Raw genomic sequence first — 20,569 nt, forward strand, 5'->3', positions numbered from 1 at the left:
GATGGCACAAATGCGATTGTTCGTCCTATTAATGGGACGATACGTAAATCGAAGCCGAGGTGGGCGCAGGCAATGCATAGGTGCGCTTCATCCATTGAATCTCTTCCTGGGGCGTGCGCCCGAAGAAGCGCTTGAACTCACGACTGAATTGCGAGGCGCTTTCGTAGCCGACCTGGGCGCAGGCCGTGGCGGCGGTGATGTCGCTGCGCAGCATCAACAACCGCGCCTGGTGCAGGCGCGTGGACTTGAGGTACTGCATCGGCGACGTGTCAGTCACGGTGCGAAAGTGCGCGTGAAAACTCGGCACGCTCATCATCGCCTCTTCCGCCAGCGCCGCCACGTCCAGGTGCTGGTGATAACCCGCATGGATCTTGCGGATCGCCCGCGCCACCTTGCCGAACTGGCCCTGACGATTGAGCGCCGCACGCATCGAACCGCCCTGCTCGCCGGTGAGGATCCGGTAGTAGATCTCGCGCATCAGCATGGGGCCGAGGATTTTCGCGTCCATCGGCGCGCTCATGGCTTCGAGAAAACGCAGTAATGAATCGCTCAGCGGGTCATCCATGGGCGATGAGTACATGCCCCGGGGCTCGGCCTCCAGCAGTGCGGTAAAGTCCGCCAACGCCAGCATCAATTGCGCCGCCAGGGTGAAGTCCAGCCTCAGGTACACCGCCAGCATCGGTTCTTCTTCACTGGCCTCGGTTTCCATGGTGAACGGCACCGGCACCGAGACCACCAGATAGTGCTGGGCGTCATACCGGTAAATCTCACTGCCCAGATAACCGCGCTTGGAGCCCTGGCAAACGATCACGATGCCGGGGTCATACAGCACCGGCACCCGATGCAGCGGCCGGTTGGAGCGCAGGAAGCGCACGTCATCCAGCACGCTGAGGTTATAGCCTTCGACAGGCGCCAGGCGGCCCATCAGCTCGATGATTTTCTGGGTACGGCCCATGGGCTGGGGCTCCTGGGGGAAAACCGCACGTTACTGGGCAAACGGCAGCCTGGCTACACGCTCATAGGAATAGGCAATCAGCACATTGGAATGGATATTCGCCCAACGCACTCCCTTGCGTAGCCTGAAACAGCCCTTTCAGCCCTCGGAGATTGCCCCATGCTCATCGTCTACAACCCTGCCACCGCAGAAGAAATCGGTCGCGTCGCCACGCATTCCACGGACGAAGTCAAGGCTGCGCTCGACCGCGTCTGCGCGGCCTTCCCCGCCTGGTCAGCCAGGCTTGCCAGCGAACGCAGCGACATCCTGCGCCGTTGGCACGACAGCGTTAAAGCCGACAAAGAAGCCTTCGCAGAACTGCTGTGTCGCGAAAACGGCAAATGCCTGAGCGAAGCCCGTGGTGAAATCGACTATGGCCTGGGCTTTATCGAGTGGTATGCCGAAGAAGCCAAACGCGTCTACGGCGACACCCTGCCCACCCACGATCGCAACGCCCAGGTGGTGGTGACCAAGGAAGCCGTCGGCCCGGTCGCCGCCATTACCCCGTGGAACTTCCCGTTCATGATGATCACCCGCAAGGTGGCCACGGCCCTGGCCGCCGGCTGCACCATGGTGATCAAGCCCGCCGAAGACACCCCGCTGACGGCGCTGAAACTGCTGGAGTACGCGCGCAAGGCCGGTATCCCTGAAGGCGTGCTGGAAGTGGTGGTCGGCGATCCCAAGGCCATCGGCCTGATCCTCACCAGCGACCCGCGCATTCGCAAGATCTCGTTCACCGGCTCTACCGCGGTCGGCAAACTGCTCGCCGCGCAATGCGCCGCGACGGTCAAGAAGATGACCCTGGAACTGGGCGGCAACGCGCCGTTTATCGTGTTCGACGACGCCAATCTGGATGAGGCGGTCAAAGGTTTGGTCAGCGCCAAACTGCGCAACTGCGGCCAGGTGTGTATTTCGCCGAACCGGATTTTTGTGCAACGCAGCATCCTGCAAGCGTTCTTGCAGCGGGTACAGGCAGCGGTGGCCGATATCGAAGTGGATCAGGGCCTGCGCGAGGGGTTTGTGGTCGGGCCGCTGGTCAACCAGGCGGGTTTCGACAAAGTGGTGCGCCTGGTGGAGCAGGCCAAGGCCGCCGGCGCCGATGTACTGATGGGTGGCAAGCCCCACGCCAAGGGCGGCCTGTTCTACGAGCCCACGATCTTGACGGGGTTGCAGGATGATTCACCGCTGGCCACCGAGGAAATTTTCGGCCCGGTCTTCGCCATCTATGCGTTCGAGGATGAAGAGGAAGCCATCAGGCGCGCCAACCAGACCGAATTCGGCCTGGTGGCATACGCCTACACCCGCGCATTGGGTCGCTCATTACGACTATCAAGCGGGCTTGAGGCCGGCATGGTCATCTTGAACTCCGGTTCGGTGGGCACTGCGTCGGTGCCATTTGGCGGCATCAAGCAATCCGGTTACGGGCGCGAAGGCAGCTATTACGGGATCGAGGAGTATGTGCATGTGAAGTATGTGCTGATGGCGGGTGCACATTTTTAGTGGATTTGCCTGCACCAGACGCGGATAGTTCGCCCCACTGACAGGACAACAGGTTGATCATGCAAGACCTCAACGACCTTTACTATTTCGCCAAAGTCGTCGAATCCGGCGGTTTCGCGGCGGCAGGCCGTGTGCTGGGCATTCCCAAATCACGCCTGTCGCGGCGCATCGCCGAGCTGGAAGAACGCCTGGGCGCGCGCCTGCTGCAGCGCACCACCCGGCAACTGACCCTCACTGCCGTGGGTGAACGCTACCTGCGCCATTGCCAGGCCATGCTCCTCGAAGCGGAAATGGCCGATGAGGCCGTGGCCAGCATGTCCAGCGAACCCCGTGGCCGCCTGCGCGTCAGTTGCCCGGTGGGCATGGCCCAGCACATGCTGCCGGACATGGTCGCCGGATTTCTCGCCGCCCACCCACTGGTACAACTGGAAATGACCCTGGTCAATCGCCGTGTCGACCTGGTGGCTGAAGGTATCGACGTAGCCCTGCGCGTGCGCGAACACGGCGATGAAGACCCGCTGCTGGTCACCAAGCGCCTGCGCCAGGCCCAGACGGTGCTGGTGGCCAGCCCGGCGTTTATCCAGGGCAGGCAGATCAACACCCTTGAAGACCTCAAGCAACTGCCGATACTGGGCGCCCTCGAGGCGGACCGCATGGTGCATCAGCGCATTCTTGACCCACAAGGGCAACCCCACGAGCTGGTGATGGAGGCCCGATTGGGCATCGACGACTTCGTCGTGCGCAAGGCCAGTGCCATCATGGGCCTGGGTTTTACCGTACTGCCGATGATGTATTGCGAAGAGGAGCTGGCCAGCGGCCGCCTGGTGCAACTGCTGCCCGAGTGGTCGCTGCCGGGGGGTTGGTTGCAGGCGGTGTACCCGCATCGGCGTGGCGTACTGCCGGCCATTCGGGCCTGGATTGATTACCTCGAAGAAGGCTTCAGAGGTTGCGGAGATCGACTGCTATGAAGATGAACGAAGAACAAGTCGCGACGTTTTGCCTGGGCCTGCCCGGAGCACGGGAAGACTATAAATGGGGTGGCGTGCGGGTGTTCTCGATCGCCGGCAACAAGATGTTCGCCGTGCAAAACCTGCGGGGTGCGTCGCTGGCCTTCAAGGTCGACAAGGAATTGTTCCTGGGCCATGTCGATCGCCCGGGTATCCACCCGGCGCCGTACCTGGCCCGCGCGCAGTGGATCATCATGGATACGCCCTACCCGCTGGGCGCTGATGAACTGCGTGGCTTGTTGCAGCGTTCCCATCAACTGGTGGTCAGCAAACTGCCCAAGCGCACGCAGGTCGGGCTGCGGCTAGAGGACTGACAACAAGGTACCGCCCAGGAACAGCTGGTCCAGCCAGAACACCTGGTGCAACAGCACGATCACCCAGAACAGCACCTGATAGGACACTTTGCGGGTTTTGTGGCGAAACACCTGCTGGGCGATCAACGCGCCCGGCCAACCGCCTGCCAGCTCGACAGCGTGCAGGATGTTTTCCGGGATGCGGCGCGCATCGGTTTGCGCCTTGCGCTTGTCGCTCCAGTACAGGAAAAACGCCACCACGCTGACCACCCCATAGGCGACCAGCGGGATCAGGGTCTCGCCGCGATACCCCAGCAGCGCCGCTCCCAACAGCGGCGCGGCGCACAGCAGTGCAAAGATCGCCGCCTTCAAGCGTGGGTGCTGCAGGCTCATGGCTTGACCGCGGACCAGTCGATCCAACCGAACTGCCAGGTCGCCAGGATCACCAGGCCGAACGCGATCCGGTACCAGGCAAAAGCCGCATAGCTGTGGCTGGCGATGAACTTGAGCAACGCCTTGACCGCGATCATCGCGAAGATGAACGAGGTGACGAAACCAATCGCGAATACCGGCAGGTCATCCGGCTGGAACAGGTGACGGTACTTGTAGCCCGAATACACCGCCGCACCGACCATGGTCGGCATGGCCAGGAAGAACGAGAACTCGGTGGCGGTCTTGCGCGACAAACCGAACAACAGGCCGCCGATGATGGTCGCACCGGAACGCGACGTGCCCGGGATCATCGCCAGGCATTGGGCCAGGCCCACCTTGAGCGCTTCCTTCCAGGTGATGTCATCCACACTGTGCGCATGCACGGCATGCTGGCGACGTTCGGCCCACAACATGATCACGCCGCCGATCACCAGCGCGGTGGCCACGGTGATCGGGTTGAACAGGTAGTGCTTGATCAGGTCGGCGAAAATCACCCCCAACACCACGGCCGGCAGCACGGCGATCATCAGGTTGACGGTAAAGCGCTGGGCATTGCGCTGCGTCGGCAAACCGATCACCACGTCCAGGATCTTGCGCCGGAACTCCCACACCACCGCCAGGATCGCGCCCAACTGAATGATGATGTTGAACGCTTCAAAACGCTCGCCACCAAAACCGATCAGGTCGGCTACGATAATCTGGTGACCGGTGCTGGAGATCGGCAGGAACTCCGTCAGCCCCTCCACCATGCCCAGTATCAATGCCTGTATGGCGGTCCAAAAATCCATATTTCCCCCAAAGGTCATGCGCGAGGCACACCCCGTTGTTTTTTCCAGTGATTCAATGATGTTGAGTGAGCTTGCGGCCAGGCGTTGGATCATCCACGCCGGGCTGCAAAAATTGCGTGAAAAATCAGGCAGTACTCAGGTTTTCCGATTACGCGCCGAAAGCCTATCAGACACGCCGGAAATGGCGAAGCAGCGCTACAACTATAAAAAGCATGGAGTGACAGGACGATGAACAGTTTGCGCAACATGTCGATCAGCCGCCGTCTCTGGCTGATCCTGATAGTCGCCGTGCTGATGCTGCTGACCTTGGGCCTGCTGATGCTCAAGCAGATCCATGGCGATCTCTACCAGGCCAAGCGCCAACAGACCGAGCATGTGGTCCAGACCGCCAGCGGCGTATTGGCGTATTACCAGAATCTTGAAAAAACCGGCGTGCTGACCCGCGAAGCGGCGCAGCAGCAAGCCCTGAGCGCGGTGCGCGGGTTGCGTTATGACCACGATGATTATTTCTGGATCAACGACCTCACGCCCGTGATGATCATGCACCCGGCCAACCCCAAGCTGGATGGCCAGAACCTGTCGGCGATTCGCGACCCGGACGGGTTTGCGGTGTTCAACGAGTTCGTGAGCCTGGCCAAGGCCAAGGGTGCGGGTATCGTCAGCTATCGCTGGCCGAAGCCCGGCGCCGAAGCCCCGGTGGAGAAAACCTCGTATATCCAACTGTTCGAGCCGTGGGGCTGGATCATTGGCTCCGGCGTCTACGTGGATGACGTCCAGGCCGAATTCAAGGTGCAGGTGTGGAAAGCCTCGTTCATCTGCTTGGCGATCGCCCTGGTGATGGCGCTGCTGGTGCTGCTGATCGCCCGCAGCATCGTGAACCCGTTGCAACAGGCCGTGAACGCCATGGCCAATATCGCCAGTGGCGAAAGCGACCTGACCCGCAGCCTCGACACCCACGGGCGCGACGAAGTCACCCAACTGTCCCAGCACTTCAATGCCTTCACGCGAAAACTGAGCCAGGTGGTCGGCCAGCTGCAAGCGTGCGCCAATGCCCTGGGCCAGTCGTCCATAGAGCTTGGCACCAATGCCAGCCAGGCCCATGACCGCAGCCAGCAACAGTCGCAGCAGATGGAACTGGTGGCGACCGCCATCAACGAAGTCACCTATGGCGTGCAGGATGTGGCGAAAAACGCCGAGCACGCCGCCAGCGAAATGCGCGACGCGCAGGCGCAGGCACAACAGGGCCAGGTGAATATCGACGGCAGCCTGCAACAGATCGACCAACTCTCCGGCACCATCGGCCAGGCCGTCGAAGTGATCCGCACGCTGTCCAGCGAAAGCACGCAGATAGGTAGCGTGCTTGAGGTGATCCGTTCCATCGCCGACCAGACCAACCTGTTGGCACTCAACGCGGCCATTGAAGCCGCGCGTGCCGGCGAGCAAGGCCGAGGCTTTGCGGTGGTGGCCGATGAAGTCCGCCTGCTGGCCCAGCGTACGCAGAAATCCACTGCTGAAATCCAGGTCATGATCGAGCGTCTGCAAGGCCATTCGGAAGCGGCGGTCAAGGTCATCAGTGACAGCCACAGCGCCTCGCAACTGACGATTGAACAAGCCGGCCAGGCCGGGGCCAGCCTCACGGCGATCGGCCAGGCGCTGCACAACCTCAACGGGCTGAACGCTTCAATCGCCAGCGCTACCCTGCAGCAGGCGCATGTCGTGGAAGACATCAACCAGAACGTCACCGAGGCGGCCGGCTTGTCCCACAGCACCGCATTGGCGGCGCAACAGTCCAGCGCGGCCAGCGAACATTTGCGCGCCTTGAGCGAACAACTCGACGGCCTGCTGCGCCAGTTCAAGGTCTAGCTCGTTTCAACCTGTGGGAGGGGGCTTGCTCCCGATGGCGGTGGGTCAGCTGAAAAGTCAGTGACCGGTGAACCGCTATTGGGAGCAAGCCCCCCCCACATTGGTCGGTGTTCATTTTGACGTTACAATCCCCGCCCTCTTCGACTCTCCCAAGGAACCGCCATGTCCGGGCTTGAATTGTTCGCCGCCGCCCTGGGGGTGATCGCTGTCTGGCTGACGGTCAAGCAAAACCCCTGGTGCTGGCCCATCGGCTTGGTGATGGTGCTGCTCTACACCTGGGTATTCTTCGATGTGAAGCTCTATTCCGACATGCTGCTGCAGGTGGTCTACGCCGCCCTGCAACTCTACGGCTGGTGGCAATGGACGCGCGCCGGCGAGGTCAAGCAAGGCCGCCAGGTGACCAGCCTGGGCTGGCCCGCGATCATGACCAGCCTGGCGGTCGGTGCGCTGTTCAGCCTGTTGCTGGGCGCCGCCATGGCCCACTGGACCGACGCCGCCCAACCCTGGCTCGACGCGGCCCTCACCGGCTTCAGCCTGGTGGCGCAAATGTGGATGGCACAGAAACGCGTGCAATGCTGGCCCTTGTGGATCGCCGTGGACGTGATCTTTGTCGGCCTGTTCCTCTACAAAGGCCTGTACCTCACCGCCGCGCTTTATGCGCTGTTCACCGTGATCGCCGTGCAAGGCTGGCGTGAATGGCGCGCCGACCCGGCGTTGCACGCATGAAGGTGGTGGTATTGGCAGGCCCCGAATCCAGTGGCAAAAGCTGGCTGGCCGCCGAGCTGCAAGCCCATTTTGGTGGGCTGATGGTGGGCGAATATGTGCGCGACTTCATCGACCATCACCAGCGCGACACGACCCTGGCCGATATTCCCGCCATTGCCCGCGGCCAACTGGCCTGGGAAGACGCCGCCCGCGCCCGACAGCCCGACTTGCTGATCCTCGACACCCACTTGCTGACCAATCGGTTGTGGAGCCAGACCCTGTTCGGCGACTACCCGGTATGGCTCGACACTGAGCTGCTGGCCCGGCACTACGACTTGCACCTGCTGCTCTCGCCCGAGCATGTGGAATGGACCGCCGACGGGCAACGCTGCCAACCCGAGCTGGCGGATCGACGGGCATTTTTCCAGGACAGTCTGGCGTGGATGCAAGCGCATCAACAGCCCTTCGTCATCATCCAGGGAAACTGGCAAGAACGCCGACTCGCCGCATTCAAAGCCGTCAAACAGCTCTTGTAGTGAGCGGGCTTGCCCTAATGCCTGTCAGTTAAGCGATAGAGCAGACGATAGATAACCTGTGGGAGGGGGCTTGCTCCCGATGGACTGCGTAGCAGGCCCATTTTTTAGTGAAGTGCGCCCCAAAGGTCGGATGGGTGTCCAACTTTTGGGCGCACTTCAGAGGCCGCTGCGCGGCCTATCGGGAGCAAGCCCCCTCCCACAATGACCGCGTTAAGCCTTAACTGACTGGCATTAGGGCTTGCCCCGCGCTGGGCGGCACAGCCGCCCCAATCCAGGCACCGCAGTCTTCCTGAAAAACCGAGGCGTCCCTGTTGGGGCGGCTGCGCCGCCCGGCGCGGGGCAAGCCCGCTCACTACAGTCCGCTAAGAGGCAGGTGTTGCGCCGTGATCAGTAGCCGAGTGAAAGGCCAGTATTGCGACGCGGATCATTCGCCCCATAGAAGCGGTTATTACCCACCGGCTTACCCTCCAGTGACGGCGCGCCGACCAGAATCGCCGCCAAATGGTTGGCATCCTGAGGGCCCGCAAACTGATGGCCCCAGCTTTCCAGGATCTTCTGGGTATCGGGGCTTACGGCAAACCGTTCCAGGTTGGTGGCTGGCGGCATCCACTGCTGGTGGAAACGTGGCGCATCCACCGCCTCCTGAATGTTCATCTTGTAGTCGATGACATTGAGAATGGTCAGCAAGGTGGCCGTGATGATACGACTGCCACCCGGCGTGCCCACCACCATCACCGCCTTGCCATCCTTGGTCACGATGGTCGGGCTCATCGACGACAGCGGCGCCTTGCCCGGCGCGATGGCGTTGGCTTCGCCCTGGACCAGGCCGTACATGTTCGGCACGCCGACCTTGACGGTGAAGTCGTCCATTTCATCGTTGAGGATCACCCCGGTTTTGCTCGCCATCACGCCGGCACCGAACCAGTCGTTGAGGGTATAGGTCACCGAGACCGCGTTGCCCCACTTGTCGACAATCGAATAGTGCGTGGTGTTGTTGCCTTCATGGGGCGATACGCCCGGTTTGATCGCCTGGGAGTCGCCGGCTTTCTGCGGGTCGATGGCGGCACGCAGCTTGGCGGCATAGTCCTTGTCCAGCAGGTGGGCGATCGGGTTCTTCACGAAGTCCGGGTCGCCCAGGTAGCTGTTACGGTCCACGTAGGCGTGGCGCATGGCTTCAATCTGGTAGTGCAGGCCCTGGGCCGAGTGGTAGCCGAGGTCGGCCATCGGGTAGCCTTCGAGAATGTTCATGATCTGGCAGATCACCACGCCCCCCGAGCTTGGCGGCGGCGCCGAGACGACGTGGTAACCCCGATAATCGCACTCGATAGGCGCCAGTTCACGGGTCTTGTATTTGTCCAGGTCGGCCTGGGTGATGATGCCCTTGCCGGCCTGGCTGGAATCCACCAGCGCCTTGGCGACCCAGCCTTTATAGAAACCGTCGCTGCCCTTGGCGGAAATTTCCTTGAGGGTCTTGGCCAGGTCTTTCTGCACCAGCTTCTGGCCGACCTGCATCGGCTGGCCGTTGTGCAGGAAGATCCCGCGCAGGTCAGGGTCTTTTTCGAATTCACCGGTGGCCGTGTGCAGCAGGTCGATATCCCCCTGTTCCAGCTCAAAGCCGTTTTCGGCCAGTTTGATCGCCGGGGCAATCACCTGGGCGCGCTTGAGGGTCCCGTATTTGCTCAGCGCCAGTTCCATGCCGGACACGGTGCCGGGGACCCCGACCGCCAAATGGCCCTTGGCACTGAGGCCGTCGATGACCTTGCCATCTTTGTCCAGGTACATGTCGGCGGTGGCCGCCAGAGGGGCTTTTTCGCGGAAGTCGAGGAAGGTCTTGCGCCCGTCGGCCAGTTGCACGGTCATGAAACCGCCGCCGCCGAGATTGCCCGCCGCCGGGTACACCACCGCCAGCGCATAGCCGACCGCAACGGCCGCATCCACCGCGTTGCCGCCGGCCTTGAGCACATCCACGCCCACATGAGTGGCCAAATGCTGGGCGGTGACCACCATGCCATTTTCACCGGCCACCGGAGCCTGGGACGCAGCTTGCACACCGCTGACGGTCAACACCAGTGCAGTAGCAATCAAAGTGCGGCTGAAGGGTTGGTATTTCATCCATGGCTACTCTAGTTATTGAGGTGCACCAAAATAGCCCTTCCCGGTTTTAATCCCCAGCGCAATGGCGTTTTTATTACAGAACTTGTCGGTCACAGAACGATGACGACTCGATCACGCCGCGCAGCAACAAGGCCAGCTCCGACGCTTGTTGCGCCGTGGCGACATTCGTGAACCCCATCAACAAGCCCTGCTCGCGATGTGCCCCCAGGGTCCACACCGACAACGCCTGTACCGCCAGGCCCGCCGCGTTCGCCGCCTCAGCCACGGCCTGGTCCGATACCGCCACCTCCAGGCGCACCAGCAGATTAATCCCCCCTGCTTGCTCATCTACCCGCAAAAGACCCGCGCAATGCGTTGCCAACGCATTGACCAGCAACCCATGCCGCTGCGCATATAACTGGCGCATCTTCTTCAGATGCCGGGTGAAATGTCCCTGCTCCAGGAAGTCTGCCGTGGTCAGTTGCAATAACTGCGCGCTGCGCTGCTGCAACGCCTGGGCACTGCGCTCAAATGCCGCCACCAGGGCGGTGGGCACCACCAGGTAGCCGAGGCGCAGCCCGGGAAACAGCATTTTGCTGAAACTCCCGGCGTGGATGACCCGGTCATCGTGATCCTGGCTCTTGAGCGCCGCCAACGGCTGGCCCCGGTAGCGAAATTCACTGTCGTAATCATCCTCGACCACCCAACTGCCCTGCTCCCTGGCCCATGCCAGCAAGGCCTGCCGCCGCTCCCGGCTCAAGGCCACACCCAACGGGCTTTGATGCGCCGGGGTGACCACTGCCAGCCGCGCCTGCATGTCGCGTCGAATGCCCTGCGCTACGTCCAGGCCATCACGGTCGACCGGCACCGGCACCAAATCCACGCCGCAATGCGTCAACAGTTGGCGCCCATGCAAGTAGCCAGGGTCTTCGAACCAGCAGCGTTGCCCTGCCATCTGCAGCGCATCGCACAGCAGCGTCAGGCATCCGGCATAACCGGCGCAGACAAATACCTGCTGTGGCGCGCACTGCACGCCGCGGTACAACGCCAGGTAGTTGGCGATGGCCACACGCAGCGCCTGGGCGCCGCGCACGTCGCCCATCGCCAGGCTGTCGGCATCGGTGCGGCGCACTTGTTGGGTCACCAGCCGCGCCCACAGCTTACGCGGGAAGGCATCGAGGGCCGGCAGGCCCATCTGCAAGGCCAGGGGGCTGCGTACCACAGGCTCAACCACCGGCAACGGCTTGACCGACACCGTCGGCAGCGACGCGGCTATCACCGTGCCCGCCTGACCGCGGGCCTCAAAAAAACCTTCGCTGACCAGCAGTTGATAGGCCGTCTCGACCGTGCCCCGCGCCACCTTGAGCTCCAGCGCCAAGCTGCGCACGGACGGCACGCGGTCACCGGGGCCGAACTGGCCCTGGTCAATGGCCAAGCGAAAACGCCGGTAGATTTCCTGGTACTTGGGCAAGGCTGACATCACGGGCGGGCTCGGCAGGGATACACGGCGAAGTCTGATCATGTCCCAACCCACTTGTCCAATCATGCCCCTGTCGAGCGATCCGTCAGCCACTGAAAATGACGCATCACTTACCCCACACAGGATCGCCCATGAAACACCGACTCGATTACGCCCAAGCCGCTCCTGCGGGCTACAGTGCCCTCGGTTCAGTGCACCGCTACATCCACGGCTGCGGCCTGGAGAAAGAGTTGATTGACCTGGTGTACCTGCGGGTTTCCCAACTCAACGGCTGTGCCTATTGCCTGGACTCCCACTCCCGCGACCTGCTCAAACAGGGCATCGATCTGGAGAAGCTGATGCTGGTCGCCGCCTGGCATGAGGCCTCGCCGCTGTTCACGCCGCGTGAATGTGCGGCCCTGGCCTGGGCCGAGGTGGTCACCCAGGTGGCGCAGACCCAGGTGCCGGACGCCGATTACACCAGGGTCTCGGCGCTGTTCAATGACAAGGAAGTGGCCGACCTGACCCTGGCGATCGCCCTGATGAACGCCTTGAACCGCGTCGCCATCAGCTTTCGCAAGGTGCCGGCCGCCGTCAAAGCCCATCTGGTGAATCAAGATCATGAATGAACAGGTCGAATTTGTGCCGATGCAGACTGAAGCCGACTGCATCGCAAGCTTTGCGGTAATGCAGCAACTGCGCCCGCACCTGAAGGATGCCGTCACCTTTGCCGAGCAGGTCCAACGCCAACAGCAGAACGGCTACCACCTGCTGGCCGCCCGAGAACAAGGTAAGGTGATCGGCCTGATCGGTTACCGGCTGACGGAAAACACCTTGTATGGCCGCTTCATCTATGTCGACGATCTGGTCGTCGATGCCGCCTTGCAACGTCGTCGCCTCGGCGAACAGTTGCTGGACCGCGTGCGCGAAGAAACCCGCGCACGCGGCTATCGTTACCTGGTATTGGACACCGGCATGCACATGGCCCTGGCCCAGCGCTTCTACTTCCGCCAGGGCCTGTTACCGCTTGGCATGCACTTCTCCCAGGATCTGAACCCATGACCCGTGCCTTGTTACTCAGCTTCAGCCCCCATGGCAAAGCCGCACACGGCTTCAAACTGGGCCGCGCCCTGCTGCGCGACCTGCTACCGCAGGCCGAGGTCACCGAACGCGACTACGGCGGCCAGGCGTTGCCGCCGCTGACCCGCGAATACGCCGATGCCCTGACCACGCCTGGCGGCCTGAATGGCGACGCGACGGCAGTGTCGGAACAGCTGATTGTTGAACTGGAAGCCTGCGACCTGCTGATCCTTTGCACCCCGGTACACAACTTCACCGTGCCGGCAGCGCTCAAGGCCTGGATCGACCATGTGGTGCGCATCCATCGCAGCTTCACGGTCAACCCGCAGTTTGAAAAGGTCGGCCTGTTGCACGACCGGCGCACCTTTGTGCTGGTCAGCTCCGGCAATGCGCGCAAAGGCCACGAGCCGGACTTTCTCACGCCGTACCTGACCACCGTCCTGGCGACGATCGGCATTCGCTCGGTGGACTTTGCCTACCTGCCGGCCATGGTGCGCGGTGAAGCAGCGGTCAATCACGCCCTGGAACAGGCCCACCAACAACTGTCTGCGGCAATCAGCACTGGCCTATAAAATTAATGGCGCTAGAATCGGCGCCATTGTTTGCCCGCCTTCCTGATACGAGCCGCCCATGAGCTTTGATTTCGACACGATCCACCCACGCCTCGGCACCGGCAGCACCAAGTGGAACCGTTACCCACCTGACGTGTTGCCGATGTGGATCGCCGACATGGATATCGCCGCACCACCGGCCGTGCTGCACGCCTTGCACCAGCGCCTGGACCAGCAGGTTCTGGGCTACAGCGTGGCCGGCCCGGATGTGCGCGAAGCCATCGTGGCCGACCTGTGGGCCAAGTACGCCTGGCGGGTGCAGCCGGAGGAGTTGTTGTTCCTGCCCGGCGTCGAACCCGGCTTCAATATGGCGCTGCATGCCTTTGTGCAACCGGGCCAGCCGGTGGTGCTGCAGACCCCGAACTACCGCCCGATTCGCCTGGCACCCGGCCACTGGAACCTGCCACGCATCGAAGTACCGTTTGAACGGGTCGGCGCTGAATACCTCACCCCGCTGGCGACCCTGCAAAAGGCACTGAACGGTGCCGGCGCGCTGCTGTTGAGCAACCCGCATAACCCGATCGGCAAAGTCTTCCCCCGCGAAGAACTGCTGGCCGTGGCCAACGCCTGCCTGGAAAACGGCGCGTTGATCATCAGCGATGAAATCCACGCCGAGTTGTGCTTCGACAGTCGCCGCCACATCCCCACCGCCAGCCTCAGCCCTGAGATTGCCCAGCGCACCATCACGTTGATGTCGGCGAGCAAAGCCTACAACGTGGCCGGCCTGAAGACCTGTTTTGCCGTGGTGCAGAACGCCGAGATCCGCGAACGCTTCAACAACGCGCGTTGCGGCATGGTCGATAGCGTCAGCCCCCTGGGACTGGAAGCCACCCGCGCCGCCTACAGCGAATGCGCAGAATGGCTGGAGGCCTTGGTCAAGTACCTGCAAGCCAACCGTGACTACCTGCTCGACGCCGTGCAAACCCGCCTGCCTGGCGTGGTGATGCATGCTCCGCAAGGCACCTTCCTGGCCTGGCTGGATTGCACCGCCCTGGGCCTGGACGACCCGCAGCAATTCTTCCTGGAACAGGCCAAGGTCGGCTTGAGTGCGGGGATCGAATTCGGCGATGACAGCCAACAATTCGTGCGCCTTAACTTCGGTTGCCCACGGTCGATGCTGGAAGAAGGTGTGCAGCGCATGGAGCGCGCCCTGCGTCATCGCTGACACGCAGAGCGCCTGGGCGGTGTTCCCACGCAAGGCGTGGGAACGCGCGGTCAGAGCTTGGCGATCGACACTTCCGTCGACTTCACAAAAGCGATGACCTCACTGCCCACCTTCAATTCCAGATCACGCACCGAACGGGTGGTGATCACCGAAGTGACGATGCCTGATGCGGTCTGCACGTCGATTTCGGACACCACTTCGCCCTGCAGTATTTCCTTGATCACGCCCTTGAACTGGTTGCGCACGTTGATCGCTTTAATGGTCATGTCGGCTTTCCTTCAGCTGTTGGGTCAATCCGCACGAATGCGCAGGCCCTCAAGATGCAGCAGCGGAGAAAAACACAAAAGGAATATATAACTATTTATTTATTCCTTATAGATATATCAAGAGGTGTTGCCCAGCAAACAGTGATTCAACAATCTGCCCCTCTCACCACAGCAATCATCCCGCCACCCCCCGCCAATACGCTGCCGAACCCGCTGGCACAGAGACTGCATATTCCCGAAAAGCATGATGGAACATGCCGACTAATTTTCTAAGCATAAGAAAAATCTCCTTCCCATGCCTTTCGGAGCGGTTCCATGAAACCCATTACCCAACGCTTATTGGGCGTCTTCGCCCTCGCGCTGTGCCTGCAACCACAGGCCTTTGCCGCCGAGACAGATCCGGCCCAAGTCAACCTCGACTACGCCTACTATTCGCCCGTCAGCCTTGTGCTCAAGCATTTCGGCTGGCTGGAGCAGGCCTTGCCGAACTCCAAGGTCGGCTGGGTATTGAGCCAGGGTAGCAACCGGTCCCTGGAGTACCTCAACAGCGGCGGCGTCGACTTCGCGTCTTCCGCCAGCCTGTCTGCGGTGTTGAGCCGCGCCAATGGCAGCCCGATCAAATCGGTGTACGTATACAGTCGCGCCGAATGGACGGCCCTGGTGGTGCGCAAGGACTCGTCGCTCAACAGTCTCACCGACCTCAAGGGCAAGAAAATCGCCGCCACCAAGGGTACCGACCCGTACCTGTTCACCTTGCGCAGCCTGCAAAAGGCCGGGCTGAACAAGGACGATGTGGAATTGGTGCACCTGCAACATCCGGATGGCCGCACCGCCCTGGAGAAAGGCGACGTCGACGCCTGGGCCGGTCTCGATCCGCATATGGCCGCCAGTGAAATCCAGGCCGGTTCGCGCCTGCTCTATCGCAACAAGGACTTCAACAGTTATGGCGTGGTCAGCGTTACCGAGACGTTCGCCAAGGAGCATCCGCAGACCATCACCAAAGTGCTCGGCGCCTACGAGAAAGCCCGTGACTGGGCGGTGAAGCACCCGGATGAATTCGCCAAGCTGCTGGCCGACGAGTCGGGCTTGCCGTTGGAAGTGGCCAAGTTGCAACTGTCGCGCACCGACTTGAGCACACCGTTCCTGAGCAGCAAGGATGTCGTGTCATCCAAGGCCGCGGCGCCGATCCTGGTGTCTGAAGAACTGGTGCGGCGCGGGGTGAACGTGGACCAGGTGATCGACCAGTTGATCGACACCTCGTTCAGTCAATAAGGGGCGCGGGATGACCAGCAAGACCCAGATTTTGCCGCTGACGGCACCGCAGGTGATCAACCGCAGCGCCTGGCCACGCAGGCTCAAGGGCCTGGTGTTGCCGGTGCTGATCCTGCTGATCCTGGAAGGGGTAGTCCGGGTGGGTTGGTTGCCGTCGTACCAGATGCCGGCGCCCAGCGAAATTGCCGTGACCCTGACGCAGCTGGCCGAGGGCGCACTGTGGAAGCACATCAGTGCCAGCCTGGGCCGGGTGCTGCTGGGCTTTGCCATCGGCGCCGGGCTGGCCCTGGTATTTGCCGCCTGGGTAGGGTTGAGCCGTGAGGCCGAAGCTTACCTGGAGCCGACGTTCGCCGGGTTGCGTTCGATCCCGAGCTTGGCCTGGGTACCGCTGTTGCTGTTGTGGCTAGGTATCGATGAAACCTCGAAGATTGTGCTGATCGCCATTGGCGCGTTCTTCCCGGTGTACCTCAATGGCGTCGCGGCCATTCGCGATATCGATCGCAAGCTGGTGGAAGTGGGCCAAATGTATGGCTTCAGTCGACGCCGATTGGTACGCCGCATCCTCCTGCCCGCCGCCCTGCCCGGCTTGTTTACCGGTTTGCGCAGCGGCTTGAGCCTGGCGTGGATGTTTCTGGTGGCGGCTGAACTGATCGCAGCCACCAAGGGCTTGGGCTACCTGCTCAGCGATGGGCGCGAAACCTCACGGCCGGACATCGTGCTGGCGGCGATCATCGTATTGGCGCTGTTGGGGAAGGTCAGCGATGGCCTGCTCGCGGCGCTGGAAAAGCGCTGCCTGGCGTGGCGCGATACCTTCAACGGTCAAGGAGCGGAGCAGTGACTGCATCGCCGTTATTGGATATGCGCGTGGAGCGAAAGAGCTTCAGCGACACCGTGGTGTTGAGCGACGTGAGTCTGGCCTTGCAACCTCGCGAAACCGTAAGCCTGCTGGGGCCAAGCGGCTGTGGCAAAAGTACGCTGTTGCGTATCGTCGCCGGGCTGGACAAGGACTATCAGGGAGAACTGCGCAGCCCGGATGGAGAAGTCGCATTTGTGTTCCAGGAACCGCGCCTGATGCCCTGGCTGACGGTGGAGCAGAACATCGGTTTCAGCGACGATAACCACTACGATAAAGCCTGGGTCACGCAATTGATCGAGGAAGTCGGCCTCAAGGGCTTTGCCCAGGCTCTGCCCAAGGCATTGTCCGGGGGCATGGCGCAACGAGTGGCCATCGCCCGTGGCCTGTATTCGCGACCGCAGGTCTTGCTGCTGGATGAGCCGTTCAGCGCGGTGGATGCGTTTACCCGCATGAAGCTGCAGGACTTGCTGCTGCAACTGGCCGAGCACCATGCCATCGCGCTGCTGTTGGTCACCCACGATGTGGACGAGGCGCTGTACTTGAGTGATCGGGTGCTGGTGATGGGCAACCGGCCAAGCAGCATTCGCCAGGCATTGGCGGTGGACCTACCGCACCCCAGAGACCGCCGTGACCCAATGCTGGCGCAGCTCAAAGCGTTGTCCCTGACGCAATTGCAGCGAGCGCACGTGATCTGATCCAGTAGTGGGCGGTCGGGCCCTAATGCCAGCCAGGCGAGGCGCAACGCTGTCACTGTGGCTGGCATTGCCCCTGGTGCATCGGTGTCGGGAATGCCTCAAGCATCCTGCAAAATCAGATCCGCGCCCTTCTCCGCCACCATCAACACCGCGGCATGGGTATTGCCCGAAGTCACATTCGGGAAGATCGACGCATCGACAATGCGTAATCCGTCCAGTCCATGCACCTTCAAGCGCTTGTCCACCACCGATGTACGCGGGTCCGAGCCCATGGCGCAGGAGCCGCAGAGGTGGTAGATCGAGCCGCTGTTTTCGCGAAAGTATTGCAGCATCTGCTCATCGCTCTGCACCGCCGCGCCGGGTAGAACCTCGGCCACCGTGATGCCCTTGAGCGCAGGCGCCTGCATGATCTTGCGCATCAATCGACTGCCCTGGATCACCTCGTCGATGTCCTTCTGGGTGCTCAGGTAGTTGGGGTCGATCAGCGCTGCATCACGCGGGTTTTTCGAGGCTATGCGGATGGTGCCGCGACTGGTGGGCCGACATGGATTGAAGCACAGCAGGAATCCGGAATACGGCTCGGGCTTGAGGCTGGCCTTGTTGTTTTTCGGAATCTGGTAGGACAGCGGGTTGAAGTACAGCTGCAGGTTAGGGTCAGCCTGCTCGGCGTTTCCACGGAAGAACCCGCCGGCCTGGTTGACGCTCATCGCCAGCGCGCCCTTTCGCGTGAACAGGTACTTGAGGCCCAGCTTCAGTTGGCCGAACAGCGAGCTGAGTTGGTCGTTCAGCGTCGGGATATTGGCCTTGTAGTAGTAGCTGACGCACAGGTGATCCTGCAGGTTTTCGCCCACGGCCGGCAGGTGCTTGACCAGTGGGATATTGTGTTCAGCGAGCAGTTGTTGATCCGCCACACCGGACAATTGCAGGATTTTCGGCGTGTCCACCGCACCGGCACACAGGATGACCTCCTTGCGTGCGGTAAAGGTGCGGGCCACGCCGTGCTGGGTCACGCTGATGCCCGTGGCGCGCTGCTGGTCGTCGAACAGCACGCGGTCGACCAATGCGTGCAGTTCCACCGTCAAATTGGTACGGCCCAGTGCCGGATGCAGGTGCGCAAAACTGCTGGAGCAGCGCTCGCCATTGCGCGTGTTGACGTCATACAGGCCCGCGCCTTCAAAGTTCGGGCCGTTGAAGTCATCGCTCAAGCCATAACCGAGTTGCTCGCAGCCCTTGAGAAACACGTCGCAAATCGGGTGGGTATGGCCCTTCATCGGTGTGATGCTGATGGGGCCACTGCCACCGTGATACTCGGTGTCACCCAAGGGGTGGTTTTCCAGCTTGCGAAAGTACGGCAGCACGTCCGCAAAACTCCAGCCGTCGTTGCCGTTCGCCGCCCACTCATTGAAGTCATGGGCCTGGCCGCGCACGTAGATCATTGCGTTGATCGAGCCCGAGCCACCCTGTACCTTGCCGCGAGGCGCATAGATAGCCCGATCGGCCAACTGCTTTTGCGGCTGGCTGTAGTACATCCAGTTGAAGGTCGGGTTGTAATACATCTTGGCGAAACCGACCGGGATCTTGAACCACCAGGAACTGTCCTTGCCGCCGGCTTCGAGCAGCAACACCGAGTATTTGCCCGAAGCGGACAGCCGGTTGGCCAGGACGCAGCCTGCGGCGCCAGCACCGGCGATGATGTAGTCATATGTCATTCACGGTTACCGCGTAAGTCGTTTTTTAGCCCTTGGCGGGCGAAGTGTCTTTGACGTCAGCCGGGGTTGGCGCCATTTGCAGGTGCAGGCGTTCGCCGGTATACGGCGTGTGCTTGCGCACCACGTCCATATTCAGCTCCACGCCAAGCCCGGGTTCGGTGGACGGGATGATGTAGCCGTCTTCCCAGTGCAGCGGCCTGGTCAGCACCTCGGCGTGGAAACCACCCCAGGTCATGATGCTTTCCTGGATCAGGAAATTCGGCGTACAGGTCGCCAGTTGGAAACTCGCCGCCGCGCCAATCGGCCCGTTGTAAAGGTGAGGCGCGATCTGCGCGTAATAAGCCTCGGCCATGCTCGCGATCTTCTTGGCTTCCAGCAGCCCGCCACAGCGCGCCACGTTCATTTGCAGAATCGAAGCGCCGCCCGCTTGCAGCAGCTTGAAAAATTCGTACTTGGTGGTCAGGCGCTCCCCCGTGGCAATGGGGATGCTGGTCTTGGCCGCAACCTGGGCCATCGCGTCTTCCTGGCCTGGCGGCACCGGTTCTTCGAACCACAGCGGGTCGTATTTCTCCAGACGCTTGGCCAGGCGGATAGCCGACGACGGCACCATCTGCCCGTGAGTGCCGAACAGCAGGTCACACTTGTCGCCCACCGCTTCGCGGATCTTGCGGCAGAAAGTCTCGCAACGCTCCAGCACTTGCAGGGAGACCTGGTGACCGGAATAAGCGGTGTACGGCCCGGCCGGGTCGAACTTCAGCGCGGTAAAGCCTTTGTTCATGTTCTCGATGGCGCATTCGGCCGCCAGGTCAGGGTCGTCATAGTCATACTCGCCCTTGCTGTTGACCGGGTACAGGTAGGTGTAGGAACGCAAGCGCTCGTTGACCTTGCCGCCGAGCAACTCGTAGACCGGCTTGTTGGCGGCCTTGCCGATGATGTCCCAGCAGGCCATTTCCAGGCCGCTGACCACGCCCATCATGGTCAGGTCCGGGCGCTGGGTGAAACCGCTGGAATAGGCCTGACGGAAAAACCGCTCGATGTGGTGCGGGTCATGGTCGAGCAGGTAGCGCTCGAACACATCCTCAATGATCGGCAGCATGGCCTTGGGGCCGAAGGTGGCGGCGTAGATCTCGCCGACGCCTTCAATGCCACAGTCTGTCTTGAGCTTGACGAACAGCCAGTACATCCCGCCAATGTGCGGCGGTGGTACGGCAACGATATGGGTTTCAAGGGCGACGATTTTCATC

21 protein-coding genes are annotated in these 20,569 nt (G+C 61.7%); 13 read left to right on the top strand and 8 right to left on the bottom strand.

What is annotated here, in order from left to right:
* Window positions 1-28: 28 nt before the first annotated feature.
* Window positions 29-955, bottom strand: coding sequence for an AraC family transcriptional regulator (locus tag MJP36_RS17830; RefSeq protein WP_244383658.1), 927 nt, complete (start codon window positions 953-955; stop codon window positions 29-31).
* A gap of 159 nt (window positions 956-1,114) precedes the next feature.
* On the opposite strand from MJP36_RS17830, the gene MJP36_RS17835 reads away from it, so the two are divergent.
* Genes MJP36_RS17835 through MJP36_RS17845 form a run of 3 tightly spaced genes read left to right on the top strand, consistent with a single transcriptional unit; the run spans window position 1,115 to window position 3,815 of the window.
* Window positions 1,115-2,494: an NAD-dependent succinate-semialdehyde dehydrogenase gene (locus tag MJP36_RS17835; protein WP_244383659.1), complete on the top strand. Its 1,380-nt coding sequence runs from the start codon at window positions 1,115-1,117 to the stop codon at window positions 2,492-2,494.
* A 59-nt stretch (window positions 2,495-2,553) separates the two neighbouring features.
* The gene (locus MJP36_RS17840; protein ID WP_060752900.1) at window positions 2,554-3,462 is read left to right on the top strand and encodes a LysR substrate-binding domain-containing protein; all 909 of its coding nucleotides are present in this window, start codon (window positions 2,554-2,556) and stop codon (window positions 3,460-3,462) included.
* On the top strand, window positions 3,459-3,815 hold the full coding sequence (locus MJP36_RS17845; protein ID WP_060752797.1) for an MmcQ/YjbR family DNA-binding protein: 357 nt from the start codon (window positions 3,459-3,461) through the stop codon (window positions 3,813-3,815). Before MJP36_RS17840 ends, MJP36_RS17845 begins: the two co-directional genes overlap by 4 nt.
* Here the strand turns inward: MJP36_RS17845 and MJP36_RS17850 are convergent.
* Entirely contained in the window at window positions 3,804-4,187 is a 384-nt protein-coding gene (locus tag MJP36_RS17850) for a DUF1294 domain-containing protein (RefSeq protein WP_060752796.1), read from the bottom strand. The genes MJP36_RS17845 and MJP36_RS17850 overlap by 12 nt on opposite strands.
* Window positions 4,184-5,014 (bottom strand): undecaprenyl-diphosphate phosphatase, encoded by an 831-nt coding sequence (locus tag MJP36_RS17855; protein WP_244383660.1) that lies wholly within the window; start codon window positions 5,012-5,014, stop codon window positions 4,184-4,186. Before MJP36_RS17855 ends, MJP36_RS17850 begins: the two co-directional genes overlap by 4 nt.
* A 228-nt stretch (window positions 5,015-5,242) precedes the next feature.
* On the opposite strand from MJP36_RS17855, the gene MJP36_RS17860 reads away from it, so the two are divergent.
* The 3 genes from MJP36_RS17860 to MJP36_RS17870 all read left to right on the top strand — a co-directional run bounded on the left by MJP36_RS17860 (window position 5,243) and on the right by MJP36_RS17870 (window position 8,118).
* Window positions 5,243-6,877, top strand: coding sequence for a methyl-accepting chemotaxis protein (locus tag MJP36_RS17860; RefSeq protein WP_060752794.1), 1,635 nt, complete (start codon window positions 5,243-5,245; stop codon window positions 6,875-6,877).
* A gap of 162 nt (window positions 6,878-7,039) precedes the next feature.
* A complete protein-coding gene (gene pnuC, locus MJP36_RS17865) occupies window positions 7,040-7,603 on the top strand; it encodes a nicotinamide riboside transporter PnuC (protein ID WP_060752793.1) in 564 nt (187 codons plus the stop codon).
* A complete protein-coding gene (locus MJP36_RS17870; protein WP_244385641.1) occupies window positions 7,600-8,118 on the top strand; it encodes an AAA family ATPase in 519 nt (172 codons plus the stop codon). The genes pnuC and MJP36_RS17870 overlap by 4 nt, the downstream gene beginning before the upstream one ends.
* 387 nt (window positions 8,119-8,505) lie before the next feature.
* Here the strand turns inward: MJP36_RS17870 and ggt are convergent, their stop codons facing one another.
* Both ggt and pdxR read right to left on the bottom strand, forming a co-directional pair.
* A complete protein-coding gene (gene ggt, locus MJP36_RS17875; protein ID WP_198762963.1) occupies window positions 8,506-10,230 on the bottom strand; it encodes a gamma-glutamyltransferase in 1,725 nt (574 codons plus the stop codon).
* Between the two features lie 76 nt (window positions 10,231-10,306).
* On the bottom strand, window positions 10,307-11,692 hold the full coding sequence (pdxR, locus tag MJP36_RS17880) for a MocR-like pyridoxine biosynthesis transcription factor PdxR (RefSeq protein ID WP_244385642.1): 1,386 nt from the start codon (window positions 11,690-11,692) through the stop codon (window positions 10,307-10,309).
* A 131-nt stretch (window positions 11,693-11,823) separates the two neighbouring features.
* Here pdxR and MJP36_RS17885 point away from each other — a divergent pair, with 131 nt between their 5' ends.
* The 4 genes from MJP36_RS17885 to MJP36_RS17900 are packed head-to-tail and all read left to right on the top strand — an operon-like array spanning window position 11,824 to window position 14,527.
* Window positions 11,824-12,300, top strand: coding sequence for a carboxymuconolactone decarboxylase family protein (locus MJP36_RS17885; RefSeq protein WP_060752789.1), 477 nt, complete (start codon window positions 11,824-11,826; stop codon window positions 12,298-12,300).
* Window positions 12,293-12,733, top strand: coding sequence for a GNAT family N-acetyltransferase (locus tag MJP36_RS17890; RefSeq protein WP_090371290.1), 441 nt, complete (start codon window positions 12,293-12,295; stop codon window positions 12,731-12,733). Before MJP36_RS17885 ends, MJP36_RS17890 begins: the two co-directional genes overlap by 8 nt.
* The gene (locus MJP36_RS17895) at window positions 12,730-13,323 is read left to right on the top strand and encodes an FMN-dependent NADH-azoreductase (protein ID WP_244383661.1); all 594 of its coding nucleotides are present in this window, start codon (window positions 12,730-12,732) and stop codon (window positions 13,321-13,323) included. The genes MJP36_RS17890 and MJP36_RS17895 overlap by 4 nt, the downstream gene beginning before the upstream one ends.
* 58 nt (window positions 13,324-13,381) lie before the next feature.
* Window positions 13,382-14,527, top strand: coding sequence for a MalY/PatB family protein (locus MJP36_RS17900; protein ID WP_244383662.1), 1,146 nt, complete (start codon window positions 13,382-13,384; stop codon window positions 14,525-14,527).
* Between the two features lie 50 nt (window positions 14,528-14,577).
* On the opposite strand, the gene MJP36_RS17905 is transcribed toward MJP36_RS17900, so the two are convergent.
* Window positions 14,578-14,793, bottom strand: coding sequence for a TOBE domain-containing protein (locus MJP36_RS17905; protein ID WP_060752785.1), 216 nt, complete (start codon window positions 14,791-14,793; stop codon window positions 14,578-14,580).
* Window positions 14,794-15,108: 315 nt separating this feature from the next.
* Between MJP36_RS17905 and MJP36_RS17910 the strand changes: the two genes are divergently transcribed.
* The 3 genes from MJP36_RS17910 to MJP36_RS17920 are packed head-to-tail and all read left to right on the top strand — an operon-like array spanning window position 15,109 to window position 17,616.
* A complete protein-coding gene (locus tag MJP36_RS17910; RefSeq protein ID WP_244383663.1) occupies window positions 15,109-16,065 on the top strand; it encodes an aliphatic sulfonate ABC transporter substrate-binding protein in 957 nt (318 codons plus the stop codon).
* Window positions 16,066-16,075: 10 nt separating this feature from the next.
* The gene (locus tag MJP36_RS17915) at window positions 16,076-16,903 is read left to right on the top strand and encodes an ABC transporter permease (RefSeq protein WP_090371297.1); all 828 of its coding nucleotides are present in this window, start codon (window positions 16,076-16,078) and stop codon (window positions 16,901-16,903) included.
* A gap of 20 nt (window positions 16,904-16,923) precedes the next feature.
* Window positions 16,924-17,616 carry an ABC transporter ATP-binding protein gene (locus MJP36_RS17920; RefSeq protein ID WP_412046863.1) on the top strand — a complete coding sequence of 231 codons (693 nt, stop codon included), beginning with the start codon at window positions 16,924-16,926 and terminating at the stop codon, window positions 17,614-17,616.
* 98 nt (window positions 17,617-17,714) lie between these two features.
* Here MJP36_RS17920 and MJP36_RS17925 read toward each other — a convergent pair whose 3' ends face one another.
* Both MJP36_RS17925 and MJP36_RS17930 read right to left on the bottom strand, forming a co-directional pair.
* Window positions 17,715-19,325, bottom strand: a complete 1,611-nt coding sequence (locus MJP36_RS17925) for a GMC family oxidoreductase (protein WP_244383664.1) — start codon at window positions 19,323-19,325, stop codon at window positions 17,715-17,717.
* Between the two features lie 25 nt (window positions 19,326-19,350).
* Window positions 19,351-20,568 (bottom strand): mandelate racemase/muconate lactonizing enzyme family protein, encoded by a 1,218-nt coding sequence (locus tag MJP36_RS17930; RefSeq protein ID WP_244383665.1) that lies wholly within the window; start codon window positions 20,566-20,568, stop codon window positions 19,351-19,353.
* Window position 20,569: the final 1 nt, after the last annotated feature.

Source organism: Pseudomonas palleroniana, assembly GCF_022836895.1.
In the GTDB taxonomy this organism is placed as follows: domain Bacteria; phylum Pseudomonadota; class Gammaproteobacteria; order Pseudomonadales; family Pseudomonadaceae; genus Aquipseudomonas; species Aquipseudomonas palleroniana.